Annotated in this window: 17 protein-coding genes, 1 tRNA gene and 1 pseudogene; 8 read left to right on the top strand and 11 right to left on the bottom strand. The window is 41.8% G+C overall.

Annotated elements, in window-relative coordinates; genetic code table 11:
• Positions 1-43: 43 nt before the first annotated feature.
• Both GJB62_RS27235 and GJB62_RS27230 read left to right on the top strand, forming a co-directional pair.
• Positions 44-1,510, top strand: coding sequence for an ABC transporter substrate-binding protein (locus tag GJB62_RS27235; RefSeq protein ID WP_114085147.1), 1,467 nt, complete (start codon positions 44-46; stop codon positions 1,508-1,510).
• A 279-nt stretch (positions 1,511-1,789) separates the two neighbouring features.
• Positions 1,790-2,842 carry a hemerythrin domain-containing protein gene (locus GJB62_RS27230; RefSeq protein ID WP_114085148.1) on the top strand — a complete coding sequence of 351 codons (1,053 nt, stop codon included), beginning with the start codon at positions 1,790-1,792 and terminating at the stop codon, positions 2,840-2,842.
• A gap of 81 nt (positions 2,843-2,923) precedes the next feature.
• On the opposite strand, the gene GJB62_RS27225 is transcribed toward GJB62_RS27230, so the two are convergent.
• From GJB62_RS27225 to GJB62_RS27190, 8 genes are all read right to left on the bottom strand, one after another.
• Positions 2,924-4,108 (bottom strand): M20 family metallopeptidase, encoded by a 1,185-nt coding sequence (locus GJB62_RS27225; protein WP_114085166.1) that lies wholly within the window; start codon positions 4,106-4,108, stop codon positions 2,924-2,926.
• Positions 4,109-4,592: 484 nt separating this feature from the next.
• Positions 4,593-5,156 carry a pentapeptide repeat-containing protein gene (locus GJB62_RS27220; protein ID WP_114085149.1) on the bottom strand — a complete coding sequence of 188 codons (564 nt, stop codon included), beginning with the start codon at positions 5,154-5,156 and terminating at the stop codon, positions 4,593-4,595.
• Positions 5,157-5,557: 401 nt separating this feature from the next.
• The gene (locus GJB62_RS27215) at positions 5,558-7,318 is read right to left on the bottom strand and encodes a serine/threonine-protein kinase (RefSeq protein WP_181852932.1); all 1,761 of its coding nucleotides are present in this window, start codon (positions 7,316-7,318) and stop codon (positions 5,558-5,560) included.
• A 123-nt stretch (positions 7,319-7,441) separates the two neighbouring features.
• Positions 7,442-7,630, bottom strand: a complete 189-nt coding sequence (gene rpsU, locus GJB62_RS27210; RefSeq protein ID WP_012407716.1) for a 30S ribosomal protein S21 — start codon at positions 7,628-7,630, stop codon at positions 7,442-7,444.
• A 108-nt stretch (positions 7,631-7,738) separates the two neighbouring features.
• A complete protein-coding gene (locus GJB62_RS27205) occupies positions 7,739-8,062 on the bottom strand; it encodes an RNA-binding protein (RefSeq protein ID WP_114085152.1) in 324 nt (107 codons plus the stop codon).
• Positions 8,063-8,509: 447 nt separating this feature from the next.
• Positions 8,510-10,129 (bottom strand): hypothetical protein, encoded by a 1,620-nt coding sequence (locus GJB62_RS27200; RefSeq protein WP_114085153.1) that lies wholly within the window; start codon positions 10,127-10,129, stop codon positions 8,510-8,512.
• Between the two features lie 18 nt (positions 10,130-10,147).
• The gene (locus GJB62_RS27195; RefSeq protein WP_114085154.1) at positions 10,148-10,375 is read right to left on the bottom strand and encodes a hypothetical protein; all 228 of its coding nucleotides are present in this window, start codon (positions 10,373-10,375) and stop codon (positions 10,148-10,150) included.
• Between the two features lie 23 nt (positions 10,376-10,398).
• Entirely contained in the window at positions 10,399-11,292 is an 894-nt protein-coding gene (locus tag GJB62_RS27190; protein ID WP_114085155.1) for an IS982 family transposase, read from the bottom strand.
• Positions 11,293-12,223: 931 nt separating this feature from the next.
• Between GJB62_RS27190 and GJB62_RS27185 the strand changes: the two genes are divergently transcribed.
• A complete protein-coding gene (locus GJB62_RS27185) occupies positions 12,224-12,406 on the top strand; it encodes a CsbD family protein (RefSeq protein ID WP_012407712.1) in 183 nt (60 codons plus the stop codon).
• Positions 12,407-12,729: 323 nt separating this feature from the next.
• On the opposite strand, the pseudogene GJB62_RS27180 reads toward GJB62_RS27185, so the two are convergent.
• Positions 12,730-13,047: pseudogene (locus tag GJB62_RS27180) on the bottom strand (transposase); the annotation flags it as partial.
• A 129-nt stretch (positions 13,048-13,176) separates the two neighbouring features.
• Here GJB62_RS27180 and GJB62_RS27175 point away from each other — a divergent pair.
• Both GJB62_RS27175 and GJB62_RS27170 read left to right on the top strand, forming a co-directional pair.
• The gene (locus GJB62_RS27175; protein ID WP_147262570.1) at positions 13,177-13,431 is read left to right on the top strand and encodes a hypothetical protein; all 255 of its coding nucleotides are present in this window, start codon (positions 13,177-13,179) and stop codon (positions 13,429-13,431) included.
• 29 nt (positions 13,432-13,460) lie between these two features.
• Positions 13,461-13,706 carry a transposase gene (locus GJB62_RS27170; protein ID WP_114085156.1) on the top strand — a complete coding sequence of 82 codons (246 nt, stop codon included), beginning with the start codon at positions 13,461-13,463 and terminating at the stop codon, positions 13,704-13,706.
• Between the two features lie 243 nt (positions 13,707-13,949).
• Here GJB62_RS27170 and GJB62_RS27165 read toward each other — a convergent pair.
• Positions 13,950-14,022, bottom strand: a tRNA-Arg gene (locus GJB62_RS27165).
• A gap of 357 nt (positions 14,023-14,379) precedes the next feature.
• Here GJB62_RS27165 and GJB62_RS27160 point away from each other — a divergent pair.
• From GJB62_RS27160 to GJB62_RS27150, 3 genes are all read left to right on the top strand, one after another.
• Positions 14,380-15,039 carry an Npun_F0813 family protein gene (locus GJB62_RS27160; protein WP_114085157.1) on the top strand — a complete coding sequence of 220 codons (660 nt, stop codon included), beginning with the start codon at positions 14,380-14,382 and terminating at the stop codon, positions 15,037-15,039.
• 138 nt (positions 15,040-15,177) lie between these two features.
• Entirely contained in the window at positions 15,178-16,029 is an 852-nt protein-coding gene (locus GJB62_RS27155) for a hypothetical protein (protein WP_012407575.1), read from the top strand.
• 21 nt (positions 16,030-16,050) lie between these two features.
• On the top strand, positions 16,051-17,049 hold the full coding sequence (locus GJB62_RS27150; protein ID WP_147262571.1) for a transposase: 999 nt from the start codon (positions 16,051-16,053) through the stop codon (positions 17,047-17,049).
• Positions 17,050-17,120: 71 nt separating this feature from the next.
• Here the strand turns inward: GJB62_RS27150 and GJB62_RS27145 are convergent, their stop codons facing one another.
• Positions 17,121-18,062 (bottom strand): ADP-ribosylglycohydrolase family protein, encoded by a 942-nt coding sequence (locus GJB62_RS27145; RefSeq protein ID WP_114085160.1) that lies wholly within the window; start codon positions 18,060-18,062, stop codon positions 17,121-17,123.
• Positions 18,063-18,390 lie beyond the last annotated feature (328 nt).

Below are 18,390 nucleotides of genomic sequence, written 5' to 3'. Positions count from 1 at the left end.
ACCTTGATTTTTAATAAGCTTTGTATAACTTGGAGTATTATTCATGACAAATAAAAAAGAGAACCTGAAGTTGCTTATTTCTTTGGGGCTGGCTGGAGTAATGGTAGCAGCTATTTTGTGGGCAATTAGGCAACTTTCTTCTAGTATCATAATAACATCATTAAACAACCCCACATCTAGTTCAAGTGAAGTTAAGAATAAGCCTCCATTGATGAATTTGGGTACAAGAATTTTGTTGAAAGTGCAAACATATCCTGATAAAACAGATGGGGTTAAAGCTTTTGAGCAAAAAGATTTTACCACTGCTGTTCAAAAGTTTAGCGCTTCCTTAAAAAATAATCCTAATGACCCAGAAACTCTAATTTATTTAAATAACGCTAAAATTGCACGAGATAAGTATAGCGCTCTAAAAGTTGCTGTGATAGCATCAATTAATTTTGACTCTAATTTATCAGAAGAAATTTTGCGTGGTGTAGCTCAAGCTCAAAATGAAATTAATAACCAAGGAGGAATTGATGGTAAGAAGCTACAAATTGTAATTGCTAGTGCTGAAAATAGAGAAGATTTTGCACGATTAGATAATGAATTATTTCAAGACAAAAGTATCGTGGCAGCAGTGGGAGTTAGACGTAATGCTGCAATTTATAATGAAAAGCACTTGGTGTTAGTCTTTCCTGTCGAGCGGCCAACTCAAGCCGAAAATCAAGAAAAGTTAGATAATAATGCACTAAGTAGTCAGCCAAATAGTTCCACAACTAACTACTTATTTCATGTAAATCCGCTATATGATAATTTAGTAGATACTCATGCTCGCTACATTGCTCGACAGGGAAGAAATGTTGCTATTTGTGGCGATATTCGTAGCTCAAGAGATAATTCAGGTTCCTCATCTAATCAGATACTTGTAGAACAGTACACTCAAGCTCTCCAAAAATATGGAAGTAAGGTTATTAACACGCCTTGCAATTTGGCAGACAAAGATTTGGACTATAAAGCTTTTGTAGATAAAGCTATAGAAACAGAAAACGCCAGTGGCTTTTTACTATTACCTTCAGTCAGAAATATATATTTTGCCACCAAAGTAGCACAAGAGGTTAAAGGCAGAAAACCTCTCTTTGCTTCCGAAACTATGTACAGTTCAACAACTTTGCAAAATGGCACGGATCTCGAAGGAATGGTACTACCTGTGTATTGGCATCGTGATGCTAATAAAGATAATCCATTTGCAGAAAATGCCTTTAAGCTTTGGAATGCAAGGGTAAATCAGAGAACAGCCGGAGCTTATGATGCACTCCAAGTAATTATCACTGGCTTGAAACAAGATAACACCCGCGAAGGGTTGCAAAAGGTATTGTCTAATAGCGATTTTTCAACTTCTGGAGCCACAGGAATGATTAAGTTTTCGCCTTCAGGTGAGCGCCAAGGAGAAGCTTTACTAGTCAAAATCGAGCGTTGTGGGCGTTGTTCTTCTGGAACTGATTATGATTTTGCCCTCTTGAATAAGAAGTAATTTTTTGATATTAATTTTCATTCCAAAGATATAGATTGCTTCCAAATTGGCTAATTTGTTTATCTGTTCAATTTGGATGTAATACAGAATATCTGTTCCTAATTTAGAACTATAAATCGGGGCGATCGCTTTAATTTTTATTTCTGTTGTGTAACGCTAAAGTTTTTTCTACCCAGAGTCATGAGAGCTATCACTCAAAAGAAAGAGGGAATCTCCCTAAGCTGTGTGTCAAGGTTATATCAGTAATAATTATGAACACTTTGCCGAGGAGAACTACGGATGGTAGCTACTTTAGATGATACGAAACGCAATGCTATTGCTGTGAAATTGGCAAGTATCAAAGCACTTCAACAGTTGGTTATCGAAAATGAACAATCGCTTTTGAGAGAAGGACTCGATGCCGAAATTGCCGATCGCATCCGAAATTTCCTCAAAGATGATGAAAAAAATCTTGGCGTTCTCGAAACTATAATTGGTCAGTATGGCATTCAGGCTGAACCCAAAAAAAATGTTACACAATTCATTGAAAAAGCTCGTGAATTGTTCAAAGGTTCTGAGTTGAGCCTGTATGAAAAAGTATCTCAGCATGAATTGCTGAAGCATCAACTAGTAATGAGTGGCTTGATAGTTCACAAGGCTGCTCAAAAAGTTGGTGCTGATGTGTTGTTAGCGATCGCACCTTTGAATACCATTAACTTTGAGAACCGCGCTCACCAAGAACAACTCAAAGGCATTCTGGAAATTTTAGGTGTCCGTGAACTCACTGGACAAGATGCAGATCAAGGAATTTGGGCGCGTGTTCAAGACGCTATGGCCGCAGTCAGTGGTGTAGTAGGTAGCGCTGTCACTCAAACCAGTGACAAAAAGGATCTGAATATTCAAGATGCCCTTCGCCTCGATCACAACAAAGTAAATACCTTGTTCACGGAATTACTACAAAGTAACAATCCACAAAAGATTCAAGAGTACTTTGGTCAAATTTACAAGGATTTAACTGCCCACGCTGAAGCTGAAGAGGAAGTAGTCTATCCAAGAGTACGTCCTTTCTACGGTCAAGATAACACCCAAGAACTGTTTGACGAGCAAGCGGAGATGAAGCGGGTGTTAGAGCAAATTAAGGCTATCAGCCCTTCTTCATCTGAATTCAAAAATCAAGTTAGACAGCTTATGGAAGCTGTTGGCGACCACATTCGTCAAGAAGAAAGCACAATGTTTGCTGCTATTCGTAACAACTTGAGCAGCGATCAAAGTGAACAACTGGCTACTGAATTCAAAGCCGCTAAGACCCGAATTCAACAAAAGTTAGGTGTTGTTAGCGAATCTAATGTGTAGGATGCTTTCGAGCTTTCTATATCCGCTAAAACAAGTTAGTTAAACAAAAGCTCCCAGTCCTCATGTGCTGGGAGCTTTTGTTTAAAAATTTTGCTGACAGTATTTATAAGCGGTGTATGCCATAGTTACAACCCCAGTGATAATGGCAGATTCATCAACTTCAAATTGGGGATGGTGTAATGGGTGGTTAATGATTCTTTCTTTGTAGCCGACACCCAAACGAAACATGGAACCAGGGGCGTGTTCCAAATACATAGAAAAATCTTCAGCACCAAGGGAAGGTTCGGGTAAAACTTGAACGCGATCGCTACTCCACGCTTCTTCTGCGGCTGATTGTAACAATTGCGTCAAAGCATAATCATTTTGAACACTGGGTACACCCTGGCGATAATTGACTTGATACTTTGCCCCGTAGGTCTGGCAAACATTAGATACAATGTTTTCAATCCAGATCGGGAGGTGGGCACGGGTTTCGGGATGGAGCGATCGCACGGTTCCCAATAATTGCACTTTATCAGCAATTATATTCGGCGCTCTGCCACCATTAATCTTCCCGATACTCAATACTACAGGACGCAAGGGGTTCTGCGTTCGGCTGATGGCTTGTTGCAATGCAGTAATAACTTGGCAAGCAATCCAAATTGCATCAATGGCCTCATGAGGACGCGCCCCGTGCCCAGATTCTCCCATAATTAGAATTTCTAAATCATCTGCGGCGGCTGTTAAAGCCCCGTAACGCACGCCAATAGATCCTGCGGGTATAGAAGGGAAAACATGAACCCCTAATACAGCTGAGACGTTTTTCATCGCCCCATCTTTCACCATCCAGGTTGCCCCTTGAGCAATTTCTTCGGCTGGTTGAAATAGAAACCGCACTTTCCCACCCAATTCTTCTGCCATCTGGGATAGAACCATTGCTGTTCCTAACCCTACTGTGGTATGAACATCGTGACCACAAGCGTGCATAACACCCTCTGCGCGAGAGGCATATTCTAAATTTGTGCCCTCTTGAATTGGCAAGGCATCCATATCAGTGCGAATTGCCAATAAACGGTCATTCTGACCAGTGCCTTGGAGTTCTCCAACTACGCCCGTTTTGCCAACTCCCTCTTGTACGTGCAAACCACTGGAAGACAAAACACCAGCTACGAAGGCTGCTGTTTGGTACTCTTGACCACTGAGTTCTGGATGAGAGTGGATGTGGCGGCGAATTTCAATTAAGCGAGGCGCTAGTTTTGTTGCTAAGTCTTTAATATGGGTAAGCATCGATTCAATTAATCTACAAGCTTTTTTCCCATGATAAAGAACCATTAACAAACAAAATGCTTTTGCTATACCAGGATAGGTGAAGGGGCAGGGGGCAAGGGGGCAGGGGAGGCAGGGGAAGCAGGGGAGGGCTGATTCATTCCCTAAAGAGCTTTAAAAATCAAGGGTTCTAGCGATTAAAAATTAGTTATTTTGTTACTAGCTTGCCGATGAAACCAACTATTTGACTGATATTTCAGTGCTTAAATGTTCATCTCTTCGTCACGCTTACTTAGAATTTTCTCGCTAAACATCTTGACAAATCCTGTTTGAAATGCAATGAATCAGCCCTGGGGAGGCAGGGGGAATTATTGAACAAGTCTCCTCTTGTCTCCCCCTCTTCCTTGTCTCCCTTGTCTCTTGTTCATGTTCAATGCCCAATGCCCAATGCCCAATGCCCAATGCCCAATGCCCAATGCCCAATGCCCTATTCCCCATTCCCAATTTATTTTGAATAACAGGTTGTGCCTAGAGTATTTTCGGGTTTAAACTCGTTACATTCTCTGGGATTTTGACGTTCTAAAGACCAACCATAGGGCTTATCGGAGGTGACGACACCATTCGCCATAGTTGTAAGTCGGAAGTTAGCCCCCCGAAAGTTAGTAAACTGCAATTTAGCATCTTTTAAGTTTGCTGCTTCCAAATTGGCACTGATGAAACCGGCATAAGATAAATCAGCGTTTTCTAGAGATGCTGATTTCAAATTTGCTCCGGTTAAGGAAGCACCTATAAGATTGACCGAATTCAGAATCGCACCTTCTAAATTTGCACCAGTGAGATCGGCATTGGTAAGATTAGCTTTAGATAATGTTGCACCACTCAAGTCAGCCCCTCGCAAATTTGCTCCAGTTAGATTCAGTTGAGTTAGGTCAGCACCATTCAAACTACACCTGGGACAGGCATTTGTTGCCTTCAACTGATCTAAATCTAGTTGATTTAACGCCAGGGCCTGCTCTGCAAACCCAAAACAAGCTAACAAAACGACGGTAGCAACAATCTTAAATTTCATATTTTTTACAGATATCTACAAAAATGACAAGTTACGCACATTGCGTACTGTCATACTTACATATACCGCTTCTCTAGGGAAGAACAGGGATGAAGCATTCATTAAGAAGCTGTAAAAATACTATAAATTCTAATGGTAATACTACCCAAACTGAAATATAGGCTATAGAATCGATTCGTAAGGAACTATACCGAACCTTTTATAGACTACCATATATGTGATCCCCCTAGCTCGATGAAAAATACGACTAGGGGGATCTTGTTTTTGGGCATTGGGAATTGGGAAGAGGACTTGGGGACAAGGAGAATTGGGGACAAGGGGAAAGACTTGTTTCAAGTCCTCAGTTCTTTTCCCCTTGTCCCCTTGTCCCCTGCCCCCTTGCCCCCTGCCCCCTGCCTCCTTCACCGCCATCCTAAAAAGCGCAACCCAGGGACAATTAGGTAGTAACTCACTCCTAACCAGAAGCTGATAAAGAAGCCTAGAGAACCAAAAAAAATCAGAGGTAACTGTAACTCTGACCATGCTGGTTGACTAGTAAATTGGAAGATCGGTGGTGCCAACCTCAAAAGAATCAAAAATGCGTAGGCGATCGCACTACCAAAGGCAGCTAACACGGCGTACACTATGTGATGGCTGCGAAGACCTAAGCTCAATGTGAGTAGGCAAGCTGCTACTAAAATCACTGCCACTAAACCCTCGCCACTGTCTTTTGGTGTGATTAATTGCAAAATGAACCAGCCGAAGCCATAGCTAATCATGCCCATCAGCGATGCTACTAAAAAGCGCCGCCGTTGACCAAAACACCCGGATGCTGTCAGTCCCCAAGCGGTTCCCCAGCCTGCGGCGATGAATACCAAAATATCTGCCCCAAAGACGGTTTGAGTATTTGGGATTAATTGGTTTAGCTGACTCGAAATAGATTCCACAACCCAACGCCCCAAGTTGGTGTGATATGCCAAAATAAAACCTGCGATCGCACCAAAACAAGCACCAACATAAGCCAAAATCATCGCCCAAATGGTCGCCAAACAAGCTTGAAAAATTTTGATGATTGTCTGAGCGATAAAAACAACGGTTTTAGTTACAGCTTGGCTAAAGTTCGCTAAAACTCGTTCAATAGCTTGGATTAGCAGTGTAAATCTCTGGGAAACTTGCGTTGAAGCTTGCTTAACCCGATCTTGCAGTTGGGCAAATAATCCCGGCGGCGGTAATGGTTGAGAAATCTTCGCCAACCGTTTTTGAATCATAGCTGCATTTGCTGGACGCGATCGCACATCCTCTTGCACCATCTCATCTAGTAAATCTGCTAGTTGCGGGTTAACATTCGCCGCAGTACGCCAGCGCAATTTCCCAGTTTGTTGATCTTCCAACTCTAGCGGGTATTTGCCTGTTAGCAGTTCAATCACCGTTCGACCAAGGGCATAAAAATCGGCACTTGGCCCGACAATACTTCCACTCACTTGTTCTGGTGGACTGTAACCAGAAGAAAATAATCGGGTGGAACTAGACTGAGAACGCAGCTTAGAGGGGCTAAATTGCTTTGCCCCACCAAAATCAATTAGTACCAAGCGATCGCCTTCTATTTGCCCTTGAGGTAGGCTGACAGTGGACGAAGATGTGCCCAGCATTAAATTAGAAGGTTTAATATCCCGATGAATAATCTGACGTTTGTGTAATTCTTGTAAAATCTCTACAGTTTGGGCAAACCAGTTTACAACCAACTTCTCTGGACATCCTTGGGGAAACTTTTTTAATATCTCCTCTAAAGTCCGTCCATTGATTTTTTCCATTACCAGACAAGGTAGTTGGTGCGGCTTGGGGTTAAACAGTTGTACCTGAAAATACCCTTCGGCATCGACTGCGGGGACACCTGGATGCTGCAAACTAGATAAAACTGCCGCCTCTTGGGTAAATAATTCCAGTGCCTTTGGTGAATCTTCTACCAACACTTTCAGCACTTTCTCGGTTTGAGTTTTTTCATCCCAAACCGTGTAAATTTGAGCAAATCCTCCCGAACCTAATGGCTGAAGTGGAACATAGCGGTCTAACAACTCTAGCGGTGCGCCACAGCTGTTGCAGAATTTGTTTCCCCAAGGTTGGGGATAAGGACGTTGACAATCAGGATTTATGCAGTGAACCGCACTCTGAGTGATGTGGGACACAACCGCTACGATACAAAGGCTGACTTGATTTTAGCGTTTCTTGAGGTTTCCTGATTTTTAAATAGGCAAAAGGAAAACCCTCATAGAATCTATGAAGGTTTTCTTTTATAGCTATGTCAGCCCTTAATTACGAAAACTTCTCTTACTCTGTCTGTGCTTGGCGACTTCTTTGCGCTTGCGTTTTTCTAAGGGTGTTTCAAAATGACGATGCTTTCTCATGTCTGGAAAAATTCCAGCCTTGGAAACTTCTCGCTTAAATCGTCGTAAGGCTGATTCAATGTGTTCATTGTCACCGACAATTACTTGGGTCATTACTTCTCCTACTAAGTTGACTTAATCAGGCGGGAACATTACAAAAAAAAGACAGACTGTTGTTTGTCTGACCTTAAGACTATTGGTAAATTTTTTTTGTTTCCAAAGTTAGTAGCGTCCGCCGCGTCCGCCGCCACCGCCGTATCCTCCTCCTCGGTTTCCACCAAAGGAACCTCTATCACCTCTATCTTCCTTGGGTTTAGCCTTATTTACTTTCAGGTCGCGACCCATCCACTCAGCACCGTCAAGAGCTTCAATGGCAGCTGTTTCTTCCGCTTCAGTTCCCATTTCCACAAAAGCAAAGCCTCGCGGACGACCTGTTTCACGGTCAGTAGGTACTTGTACTCGCTTTACAGTACCATATTCTGCAAAAATACCACTTAAATCTTCTTGTGTAACGTCATAAGAGAGGTTACCTACGTAAATTGACATCGATTCGCTCCAAAATCATCACTGTGTAGAGATTTTAATTTCTCTGAGAAGTCTGTAAATACTAAAAGGAAAAGCCTTTCAATACTAAAATCAAAGACGTCACTGAATTAACTCTCCTAAATCTAGGATGACATACGAGCCATCTCTCTGCATCCAGTAGATAGTTAACCAGTGATACGATCGCATTTACGCGATCGCCTGCCCCAGCTACCCTAAGTACAGCCCAATCCAAAAAAGGGTTGGAAATGGAAGAAGATAAATTCTGTAGGGTGATAAAGGAAATCAGACATACAGGGGCACATCTTTAGAATATCCGAATTGAATGTTTGACTGCATTAACCATGAAGCATTACTCCAAAATTTTAATACGAAAGCCAAAGTCAAGCAACAAATAAAGGCTATTTCGGCCTATACTTCTTTGGATAACCTGCTAGGTATGGGGCCAATCTAAAATCTAAAATTCCAAATTGTTTGACCTTTCCAAGCTGTTTGCAAGTCGGCTTTGACAATTTGAGCAGCGTCTTCTTTCCCCAATGCCTGCAAAGTTGCCTGTAAGCCAAATAGGGAACGCCCATTATGGGGATACTTTTCTAGATCGGTACGAAAGACTTTCTCCGCCTCTTTATAATCACCCTTAGCCAAAAGCACAGCGCCCAAAGATTCCCGCGTGGGAAAGTACCAGTCTGGTGGTTCGACGTAATCGAGTGCATCTTCTGCTACTGTCGCTTTTTCTAGTAATTGAATGGCATATTCATAATCATTATTTTTTGTAGCAATTTTGGCATCGAGAACTTTTGAAGCAATGTCTAAAATGCGACTGGCGGGGCTTAATCCGATAGTTGCTTCGGTAGAAATTTCCTGCTTGGCGGTAAGTAATGCCCGACTTTCACTTGCTGCCTCTTCAAGTTTGCCTGTGGCAGCCATAGCCATACCGCGAGCAAAATGCCAAAGTGCTGTAGTAGTAGGCAATTTAACATCGGGAGCAGGAGTTTTTAAGATGGCATCCCAATCACTAAAGCGTGTCTGAATTAGCATTTTGCTGCCCAGAAATCCCTCAAGCATTGGTATACAAGGGTTTATAGCAGTAGCATTTGCGACTAATTTATCTGCGGCTTGGAGAGCATCTTCATATTTTCCTGCCATGCTGCTGGCCACCATGAGGAAATGTACGTTGTGGTTGTAGTACATCATGGGGTAAGTGCCCTGGACTTGATATTTTTTGATGTAAATATCATCTTGAGCGATCGCCTGCTTGTTTGCCTGCATTGCCCCTTCATAATCTCCCACACGAAAGTAAATATGGGAAGGCATGTGTACTAAGTGTCCTGCTGCTGGCGCTAGGGTTCCTAGTCTTTTGGCACTGACAAGGGCCCTTTGTGGGGAAGGCGAGGCTTCCACCGCATGGATATAGTAATGATTGGCCCCCGTATGATTTGGGTTACGTTTGAGAACAGATTCTAAAATAGCCACAATTTTTTCTGTATCTAGCTGTGGCTTACCATCTTTAGTCCAGTGCTGCCACGGATGCAGATCCATCAAGCTTTCAGCATAAAGCGTTGCTGCATCTAAATCATCAGGATAACGCTCAACTAGGGTTGCCATTGCTTTTGCGTAGTCTACCGCTAGTTGATACAAGTCTGCACCAGAATCTTGGGAGTAACGTTTTGCTAAGGCGGTAATGTAGTCTCGTTCCTGGTTAGATGCTTTGGTGAAAAGTGCTAAAGCTTGCTGTACCGCTTGGTAAGCAGCTAATTCTCGATTGGGGTCGATTTCTAAGTTAATATTAGGGCCTAGAGCCAGAGCAATACCCCAATATGCGATCGCTAAATGCGGATCGAGTTTGGCTGCGTGTTGAAAAGAACGCACCGCCTCATCATGATTGAAAGCGTAAATTAAATTTAATCCCTGATCGAAAAACTCTTGCGCTTGGGCATTAGCAGTGGAAACTGGATGGTGGATTGTGCCAAGTCCAGATATTAAGGTGTAGGGTTGTCTTGCTTGAGCGATCGCCGCATTAGGAGCGATTAAAGAGAGTATAAGCACCCAAATTATAAATAAGTACTTCATTGTCTATATTGTTTTTCTTCAAGCTCTTTTTTTCTTAATATTCAAAAGCCACAGTTTTTCTAATGAAGCAATTTGCTGACTGAGAACAGCAGCACGGTGTTTCTTATAGATATTAAATCCTACAAATATAATCATTGGAATCAAAATAGAAAATCCGATGAAAATGTTAACAGATACATCATTTTGTATCCGAGAATCTACATATTGGGAGTTAGAAGTTGGTTGAGTAGTAGAATTTGATTGCATAAATACCTTACGCCATGTGCGACTTAATATTCTGTAACAAGATCGTCGAACTGAAGCGGGTCACAATTGTGGCGATTAAGCCAGAAACAGACAGTATGAGCTAAAATCTTGCGATTGAGACGACTGGTAAGATGCCACATATCTCTCGCTCGAATCTTCTCTATATGAAATCTCTCAACTAATTGACCAATAACTGTTTCAATGAGGCGACGAAAGCGTTGCATTAATCGAACTGAAGATTGGCTACGAGAGTCAGACATATTAGAACGCAGAGGGGTTTGTAAATTAATACCCATTCCTTCAAGTTCTCCTGACAAAAACTGACTTAAGTATCCCTTATCTCCGATTAATAAACCTTTAACTCGCGTGATTAAATCCCAAAGTGCTTCTCGTTCACTGCCATTTGCCGGAGTGAGAGTAAACCCACTAATAACTCCTGTGCCACTAATGATTAAATGCCCATGAAACCCATAATACGTCTGTTGCTTGGCAGCACAAAAGCCATAATCTGCTTGGGATTTAAAACTCCGGCAGTTGGGAGCGCGACTGAAGCCACACAAAGGTATTGGTAATCCATCAATTAAATGAAGTTGCTCAGAAAATGCCCCTAAAATCTGTGCTAATTTTTGTTGTAACAGTTCTTTGTACTGCCAACAATTAGCTGCTTGACGAATAAAAGCATAGCGACTCTTTAACTGAGGAAATAGCCCTAACCAATGACGGTGAAAGTATTTCCAAATGTCTTTGTCAGCATCTATTCCCAAAAACTCTGCCACTACTTCCATTGTTAAAACTTCACTCTCCCTTAAACTTGGAGCAAAACCTCGTCTCTTAATTGGGTATACCTGGGTGATTTCAATCAGCACATCGTCAACACAGCAAAATACGGCAATGATAAACTCTTCTATAGAAAACATTTTTCCCTCATTCCACTCACTGGTAACGATTTTCTCGCTCCAGTGCGGATTGTGGGAATTTTCTTTTCAATCGTTCATACACCCGACTTGTGTAACGAAACAATAAGTCGCACATCGCGTTACCTTGATAAATAGAAATAAACGTAAATACTTGTTCCTGCTGTCTTTAGTGAGAAATTAGTTACAAGTTTTACTAGTGCGGTATGGCATAAATAACTATCCAGTTTAAAAAGGTAACAAAAGCTTGTAAATCAAGCTTTCTTTCCTGCTGTCTCTTTGAAGTTTCGTACCCTGCGGAAAGCCGCAGAAAAATCTACAGAATTCTCTCTGCTTTCTTGCACTAGCTAAACTACTCTTCAGTTAAAATTTGAAAAATTATGTTTCTTTCCGCCTAAGATTTGTGACAACACCACTTTTTTGGAACGTCGAGTTTTGGGGGAAAGGAAAAGCTTAAAGGGGAAAAGCCTTATATATCAGGTCTTCCGCTCCTTTTCCCTTTAAGTAAGCAGTATTAGAATATTTTCTTATATCTCGACTATTTTGTTGTGCCAGATGTTTATAAGCGCTTAAAGTATAATAAATTACTTGTTTGTGCAGCAATACTGCTAACTCAAGTTGCGTTTTTCACATTCTGAGTATTTCTTAACCGCTAATTTAGGGTAGACATCTGCATCATTATTTAGCTAAAGTAGCAAATGATTTTATCTGAAGATAGAACCATAGAATAAATCCTTTCTATCTTTTGGATATTACTTGAATTCTTCAAGATGAATTTCACCTTTAAATAACTATGTACAATGGACACAAATATTCTTAATAAAAACATCGTCAGATAGAAGAATTAAAACTTGTCTAAAAGTAATATATAAACATTGCAACGCTTTCTTAGCAAGCAATAGATAATCACTAGTTAAGATAAGGAAAAAAGTATATGAGTATCGAAGATAGAGCAAAGGCTTTTGCAAAGAACGTCGAAGGAAAAGTACAAGAAGCAGTTGGTGAAGTAACTGGTAACCCTAATGACAAAGCTGAAGGTAAAGCTAAACAAGCTGAAGCCCAAGTTCGTCACACTGCTGAAAACATTAAAGATGAAGTAAAAAAGACTTTAGAATAGGCTGAACTTGATTTAGGAAGAAGGTGTAGGCTCAATAATTATTTCCTAAACCTTCTTCCTCTATTAAATATGTTTTTAGCTTGGTTTTTAGGCATTTTTAAAATACTGATTTCACAATACATTTTGCAACCTCTCATATATTTTAGGATCAGCCCTTTCAAGGTGTCTGTTTTTAGGTATTATTTTTGGGATAGAATTTTAGCTGTAGAAACATGGGGTCGTTTGGAAGGATGAGTACGTTTTAGTATCCTTCTTGTCTTTTTTGGTGCGCGAGGGTGGGATGCTAATCGTCTTACCATGATCCGGATCATGGCAAGGTAGATAGGGCTTCGATGGCGCTCCTGCTCAATCCTTGTCCACTGACGCAGACTATCGTGAATTTTCAACCACGTTCCGTCTTTGCGCCATTTACGAAAATAGTTGTATACCGTTTGCCAGACGGGAAAGTCACCCGGTAGCGTAGGCGTAGCCCGCCGTAGGCATCGCCATCTAACTCCTTCTACTAGGACATAAAAAATTGCGTTCAGAACTTCCCACATATCAACTTCACGCTTCCGACCACCGGGTTTTTGTTCTGGAATCATGTCACTGAGAAATTCATATTGAACACGGGTCAGATTGCTGGGGTATGCTTTACTCATGTTGCTCTCTCGGTGCTGTCTACTATCTATTCACAGCGTATACTGAGAGAGCTTTTTTACCATCTCTCCGACTTTTCAAACAGCCTCTAAAGTCTTGTTGAAAAATTACTGAAACAATATCGAAAGACTGTGAGTATTTCGCCCAAGATTCGCACACAACAAACACCAAGAAAGCTCTCGCAGGAAGAGTTAAACGTTTTGTCGTCAATTGTGTCAGATAATAATGATGCAACCTTGGATGAACTTCGTCTGCTGTTAGAACAGAAAACGGGAGTCTTGATTGGTCGCTCAACTCTAGATAGGATGCTGCGTCTTCTTAACCTAAATCTCAAAAAAAAACACTATACCCAACCGAGAAAGAGAGTGACCGAGTTCAATCATTAAGAGTAGAATTTTGGCAAAAAGTTCAAGGAATTCTAGCTAAAAATCTTATCTTTATTGATGAATCCGGCATAAATTTATCTTTAGTAAGACTATTTGCCCGTGCGCCCAAAGGAAAGCAAGCGCGAGGTGAACGTCCTATTAAGCGAGGAAAAAATGTCTCCTTGATTGGTGCTATCGGTTTTAGAGGTATAATTACCCAAATTAGTCTGATTGGTGCAACAGATGGACTCACATTTGAGGCATTTATCTCTCAAAAGTTAGTTCCAAAACTCTGAACATACTACGTTCTATCGGTGCCAAAAATTATCCAGATTTAGCGAAAGCCGTTGAAGAAGCTTTTAATAAAGTATCTTTAAAAGATATCGAAGGCTGGTTTACTCATTGTTGTTACTGTACCTAACTAGACTAGGAAACGCTATATCACCTTTGTTCTTGGTATGATGCAGCAATAACGAACCCTCAAACGCGGAAATCATCATATCACTTCACACCGCTTGAGGGTTCATATTGAGTTAAAACGAGCGCGGCAGGGTTCGAACCTGCGACCGATTGCTTAGAAGGCAATTGCTCTATCCACTGAGCTACGCGCCCAAAACAAAATAATGGCTCCTGAAGGAGTCACCTACACTATTATATCGTCTTTACTTACCAAGAAGCAATCAAAAATTGCAGATTTACCACTAGCAAGGCTAAGATGCTAGTCGCTAGCTAGTCAATTTACACCAAAAACGAAACAGATGGAGTATCGGTTTAGATATATTGAGTTGTCAAGGGGTTATTTGCCTGTTAACGCCAATGCCCTCTGGGTGGCTACCTTCGGGAAGAATCTGGCGATCGCTAGGCCCATTTTCACAGTACGCTAGGTAATTTCAGCCTTGGCGATACTGCCAAATGCCATTATATATTCCATATTAAGAGTGCCCCTGTGAGGAGTTATTTGCTAGTGCCATGTTTATTCTCAAACGGCAGGATGTTGAAATATCAAGCATTCAGCACCCAAAAAAGGATCAGCAGGTGCCGATCCTCAATTATCAAGGGCAGACTTTTCGCTTGATTAGTGTTTTCAAAGCTAGTCAAGAAGAAGAAGCTAGAGCCTTATGGAGAGAATTAACGGATAACCGGGGTAAAGCCTGTGTTTTGCTGGAGGAACCCGAACGCTTTAGCGTCTGGGGTAAAATCCGTTTAGAGCAGCTGGATAGTGATACAGGTGGTCATGGCAAAACGGCGATTTTAGTCCAAGCCAGTATTTTGCTGTTACAGGGTGTTTCTATCGACATTGAAGAGTTTTTAGGTGCTAAACAAGCTGCATTATTTGAGAAAGATATTGCGGAAGTATTAAAGCAAAAGCAATTTCCTCAAGCATCTTCCCTAGAAGCAGTTAAATATTTGGTATCTACCAATCCTTTGCCAACTGCCAAAATACCTGATTGGCAGGAAAATCATGTAGTTACTTTATTACAAGAATTGCATCGATTAGGAAAAGCATATTTTGGCAATGGCAATTTTACCAAACAAGTGATTTATAAGCTAGAAGATATGCCAGAAGCCGAGCGATTGCTATTTATCAGTTGGCTAAATCAATCGCCACTGGGTAAACTGTGGCAGTAGCATGGAAAATTTTAACAAAATTCCGGCCACTGGTACTTGCTTTTGGTGTCCGATTGTGTATTATCGGCAGACACACTGCTATATATACAGTCCTTTAACTCAAAATACTGCCAGAGTGCATCTACATAGTCAATTCCTATGAATAACTCTTACGAGAATTCGTTCCTTTCTAAATCCATTTTCAATACTCAGAACATTGTCTTAGCTAATATTGGCTGGGCCGTACTAGCACTGCTATACTTTTTGTTGTTTAGTGCCAAAGTTCCCGGAGCTGATGGCATAGAAAGCCGGGCCGAGTGGTATGTGATTGGTACAAATATTTTTGAAGCTTTAGCTTATTTGGGTGCCAGTATCTTATGCTTGAGGAACTGGCTGAGTCCACAAATCGTCAGTGGGCGAAATGTCTGGCTCTTAATTGGGTTAGGTATGCTTTCCTATTTCGTTGGGGGGATAATTTTCGGATATACCGAAATAGTGTTAAAAGATGAACCAGATGTGTCTGTAGGCGATATATTTTTTGTACTCACTTATCTATTACTTGGCGCAGGCATGATTTTAGCTGTGGCTTCCAGGCGAATCAATCTGGAAAAATGGCAGTGGCTAATTGTGTTAGCAATTGCAGTATTCGGTAGTTTGTTGGCATGGTGGATTTCTATGCAACAGGAAACACCCTCAGAACTGCTAGTCGCTATTTTGAATTGGTTTTACGTAGTTAGCGATGTAGTTCTGTTAATTATTGCTACCACTCTGCTACTAGCCTTTTGGGGGGGAAGAGTTTCCCAGTCTTGGCGAATGATTGCAGCAGCGGCCTTTTCGCTTTACATTGCAGATATGTGGTTTAAATACGCCCAAGGCCCCAACTATCAAAGTGGGGAGATATTAGAAGTGTTTTGGGTGTTTAGTGGGGTGTTATTTGGCATGGGCGCTGTCTTAGAATATGACGCATCACTAAGACGAACGCGGCGTACCAGTGGACGTAAACGAGCTTAGTAAAGATTTTTGGTATCTACCGTGAGAAAACTAACAGACTCTGACAAGCAAGAAATTCTTAAGTTATATCGAGAGACTGCCGAAACAACCTCAACTTTGGCAGAACGCTATGGTGTGAGTAACTCGACAATTAGTCGCCTGCTCAAAAGCACTTTGCCAGAGGATGAGTATGAATACTTAGTCTCTTTAAAGCGGGCTGCGAGAACTCCTGAAGGCAGGGCGCAGGTAAGCTATGAGCAGTTACCATTGCTGACTCAACCGGAGCCGGAGATAGAAGTTCCACCCATCGAAAGCCCACCGTTGGAAGTGACAAAGGTTGAGCCGCAGCCACGTCGGGTAATTCGTGTAGAGCCGGAAGTTTACTCAGAGGAAACGGCAGAATCACTCGCTGCTAGTAGACGGGTGCGTCGTCGCCCCTCGGCGGCAGAAAAACCGAAGCTCCGAGTTACAGAGAAATTAGAAACTCCAGAGCAAAAGCCGCCGGAAATAGTCAGCATCTCCATTCCACCGCTAAAGGATAAACATCCAGGAGCGGCTGTCATCGCGCAGATGCTAGGCGAAGATTTGCTAGATGAATCGGAGGATTTGGATGATTTAGAAGATGATGATTTAGAGGATGACGACTTTGAGGAAGAAGACTTTGATGATGATGAGCTGGATGACGAAAGACCTTTAGTCACAAAAAGAAGGCCAGGTGAAGCATCAGTTCAAGTTTTACCTCTGTCGATAGCCAATTTGCCGAAAACTTGTTATTTGGTAATTGACCGTTCCTCGGAATTAATTACCCGGCCTCTCAAGGACTTTGGTGATTTGGGACAAATTCCCAGCCTGGAAACTCAGCAAAGAACTCTGCCGGTATTTGATAATCATCGCGTCGCCAAGCGCTTTTCTACCAAGCGCGATCGCGTAATTAAAGTTCCTGATAGTAAAATGCTCCATAAGGCTCGGACTCATCTGCAAGCTAAAGGCATCACACGATTGCTGATTGATGGTCAGGTCTATTCTTTGTCTACGGTTTAGGATTAGGCATTGGGTATTGGGCATTGAGCATTGGTTATTCCCTTTGTCTTCTCACCCAGTCCCCAGTCCCTTCAACTGTAGACAGCCCTTGCAAAACGCTCTGCCAAATAAATAATGTCCTGTCTACGGGCAATTTGGTTCATCCATTTTTGAGGAATATTTTCCACCCCATAATAAATTCCCGCTAATCCACCAGTGACGGCGGCAGTAGTATCGGCATCTCCGCCTAAGTTGACAGCTTTCAGCACCGCCTCAGAATAAGACGAACTATTTAATAAACACCACAGGGATGACTCCAAAGTATCAATCACATAGCCACCAGAATTAATCTCTTCAACTGGTAACTTGGCAATCTCACCACTAAAAATTCTGCCAAAATGCGGCTTTTCTAACAAAAATTCTCGGACAGAATAAATTGTTTGGATATCTTGCAATGCTTGTAGATAAGCTGTTTGGGGGTCAGCCCCTTCTAGGAGCGCCACTGCAATACTAATATAAATTCCACAGGACATTTGCGATCGCGCATGAGCATGGGTAATCGCTGAAACATCATGCACCCGCGCTAGCAATTCGCCTAAAGTTAAGTTTTGGTGACAATAAGCCATCGGCAAGATTCTCATCAACGAACCATTGCCATTACTATTTTCAACCTTCCCACCCGCCTGATGGGGAACAACTCCCTGTTTCAGACGCATAATTGCTGTGTGGGTAGTTTGACCAATATCAAAGACATCGCCACGGGGAGTCCAGTAAGCCTCCTTGTACCAGCGCCAGAAGGAATTGGCTATGGCATCCAACGAATACCCCCTACAAAGGCATTCTGCTAGGCAAAAGCTTAACGAACTATCATCTGACCAAGTTCCTGGTGGTTGATTCCATGTGCCATAACCCTGCATCGTTGTCACTGGAGATTTTACTCGTTCAGCACGGCTAGTAAACTCCACTGGCACACCCAACGCATCACCGACACATAAACCCATCAAACCAGACAACGTTTTTGCACCGGTTAGCATTATTCAATCTCCACAATAACTGCTCAAAATTAACTTTATAGATTCCCTCTATAGGTTGTTGCAACAGATGCTACAGCCGAGTTTTTCATCCTCTGTGAAAAGCTCGGCAAAAAATGTTAGTCGGATATTTTATTTACACTATTCCGACATAGTTTGAGTTCCAAATATTGTGACAGTTTTAAAAGCGTCTATTTTTGGAACAAAGAACCCAGATGAAAAGACATTGAATGTAATTATAACAGCTTATTTATGATTATCTGGGATACTTAGCCTGTAACTATTATGCATCATTAGCAACATTTATTTAATAAAAATTGGGAAACATTTG

This window comes from Nostoc sp. ATCC 53789, assembly GCF_009873495.1.
Lineage (GTDB): Bacteria > Cyanobacteriota > Cyanobacteriia > Cyanobacteriales > Nostocaceae > Nostoc > Nostoc muscorum_A.
This window is presented reverse-complemented; position numbering and strand designations above follow the sequence as displayed.